Genomic DNA, 2206 nt, shown 5'->3' on the forward strand with positions numbered 1-2206 from the left:
CTTCATCATATTGACGTCCTCAACCGCGATCGAGCCGCGGTTGCGGAAGAACACCACGAGAATGGCGAGGCCGATGGCCGCCTCCGCCGCCGCGACCGTAAGGATCAGCAGCGCGAAGACCTGGCCGACGATGTCGTTCAGGTGAGTGGAAAATGCGACCATGTTGATGTTCACGGCGAGCAGAATGAGCTCGACCGACATCAGGATCACGATGACGTTCTTGCGGTTGATGAAAATGCCGAAGACGCCGAGCGTGAAAAGCACGGCGGCGACGGTGAGATAGTGACCGAGACCGATGACCATGGCGCGCTCCTCAAAGTCCCTGACGGAAGGGGACCTTCCGCAGTTCGACGGCGGTTTCCTGCGTCCGGGCATTCTGCTTGTTGATGTCCTGACGCTTGACACCGACACGTTCACGCAGCGTCAGAACGATCGCGCCAATCATCGCGACGAGCAGGATCAGGCCGGCCGTCTGGAAGAAGAAGAAGTAGCGGGTGTAGAGCACCTGCCCGATCGCTTCCGTATTGGTCATCACGTCGGCGGACGGGATCGGCGCCAGCGGTGTGCGGACGAGATGGGGATCGATGATGTACGTGCCGAGCACCAGGATCAGTTCCAGCAGGAAGACCACTCCGATGAGAGCGCCGACCGGCAGATATTGCAGGAAGCCTTGGCGCAGCTCGGCGAAGTCCACGTCGAGCATCATGACGACGAAAAGGAACAGCACGGCCACCGCGCCGACATAGACGATGATCAGGATCATCGCCAGGAACTCGGCGCCCATCATCAGGAAGAGCCCCGCCGCGTTGACGAAGGCCAGGATGAGAAACAGCACCGATTGCACGGGGTTACGCGACGCGATCACCATGAAGCCCGAGGCTATGGCGATGGTCGAGAACAGATAAAAGAACGCGGCGGTCACCGTCATGCTTCAGCTCAGCCGCCTGGTGGCGGCCCCTTCCCAGGCGCCGGAAACCGGCGGCCCGTCTATAGTTTCACAATCCAGGCAGGACAACCCGCCGGAACATTGCCTATCCCCTGCCCTTACGGACCGAGGTCATTCCATCAGCGATACGGCGCCGTCTTGACGAGGTTGCGGGCGATCTCCCGCTCCCATCGATCGCCGTTCGCGAGTAGCTTGGCCTTGTCGTAGTAGAGCTCCTCGCGAGTCTCCACCGAGAATTCCAGGTTCGGCCCCTCGACGATGGCATCGACCGGGCAGGCCTCCTGGCACAGGCCGCAATAGATGCACTTCACCATGTCGATGTCGTARCGCGTGGTGCGGCGCGTGCCGTCATTGCGGCGCGGCYCSGCCTCGATSGTGATCGCCTGCGCCGGGCAGATCGCCTCGCASAGCTTGCASGCGATGCAGCGCTCTTCGCCRTTSGGATACCGGCGCAGSGCATGCTCGCCGCGAAAGCGCGGGCCGCGATGGCTCAGCTCGAACGGGTAGTTGATCGTCGCCTTCGGCTTGAAGAAATAGCGCATGGCCAGGAAGAACCCGGACACGAACTCCTTCAAGAGGAGTGATTTTGCGACCTGATCGAGTTTCATGGACCGGTCTCCCTTAACGTATCCCCGGCGCAAGGCCGGTCGCCATCAGCACGCCCGCGACGATGATGACCATAGCGAGCGAAAGAGGCAGGAACACCTTCCAACCCAGCCGCATCAACTGATCGTAGCGGTAACGCGGCACCATCGCCTTCGCCATGGCGAACATGAAGAACAGGAAACACGCCTTGAGCACGAACCAGATCACGCCCGGCACCCAGGTGAATGGCGCGAACGGGATCGGCGACAGCCAGCCGCCAAGGAACAAGATCGTCCCAAGGGCGCACATGGTGATGATCGCCACGTACTCGCCCAGCATGTAGAGCAGGTAAGGCGTCGAGGAATACTCGACCATGTAGCCGGCCACGAGCTCCGATTCCGCTTCAGACAGATCGAAGGGCGGGCGATTGGTCTCGGCCAGCGCCGAGACGAAGAACACCACGAACATCGGCAACAGGGGCAGCCAGTACCAGCCGAGAATGCCCAGGCGCGTGTCCTGCGCTTCGACGATGCCCGAGAGGTTGAGCGTGCCGGCGCACATGAGCACCGTCACGATGACGAAGCCGATGGAGACCTCGTAGGACACCATCTGCGCCGCCGAGCGGAGGGCTCCCAGGAAGGCGTATTTCGAGTTCGAAGCCCAGCCGCCCATGAT

4 protein-coding genes are annotated in these 2206 nt (G+C 61.6%); all 4 read right to left on the minus strand.

Annotated features, from left to right (window positions below; genetic code table 11):
• On the minus strand, positions 1–303 hold a 303-nt coding region (nuoK, locus tag AC1DT3_RS18610; RefSeq protein WP_477466709.1), incomplete at its 3' end, for an NADH-quinone oxidoreductase subunit NuoK.
• A 10-nt stretch (positions 304–313) separates the two neighbouring features.
• Positions 314–928 carry an NADH-quinone oxidoreductase subunit J gene (locus AC1DT3_RS18615; RefSeq protein WP_477466710.1) on the minus strand — a complete coding sequence of 205 codons (615 nt, stop codon included), beginning with the start codon at positions 926–928 and terminating at the stop codon, positions 314–316.
• Positions 929–1065: 137 nt separating this feature from the next.
• A complete protein-coding gene (gene nuoI, locus AC1DT3_RS18620) occupies positions 1066–1554 on the minus strand; it encodes an NADH-quinone oxidoreductase subunit NuoI (RefSeq protein WP_477466711.1) in 489 nt (162 codons plus the stop codon).
• 13 nt (positions 1555–1567) lie between these two features.
• The coding region (locus tag AC1DT3_RS18625; RefSeq protein ID WP_477466712.1) for an NADH-quinone oxidoreductase subunit H at positions 1568–2206 on the minus strand (639 nt) is incomplete at its 5' end.

The organism is Microvirga sp. P4_G7, assembly GCF_056401005.1.

What these genes read in the sequence shown, in the direction of transcription:
- AC1DT3_RS18615 (WP_477466710.1), bottom strand. Translation starts at nt 928, where the DNA reads ATGACGGTGACCGCCGCGTTCTTTTATCTGTTCTCGACCATCGCCATA.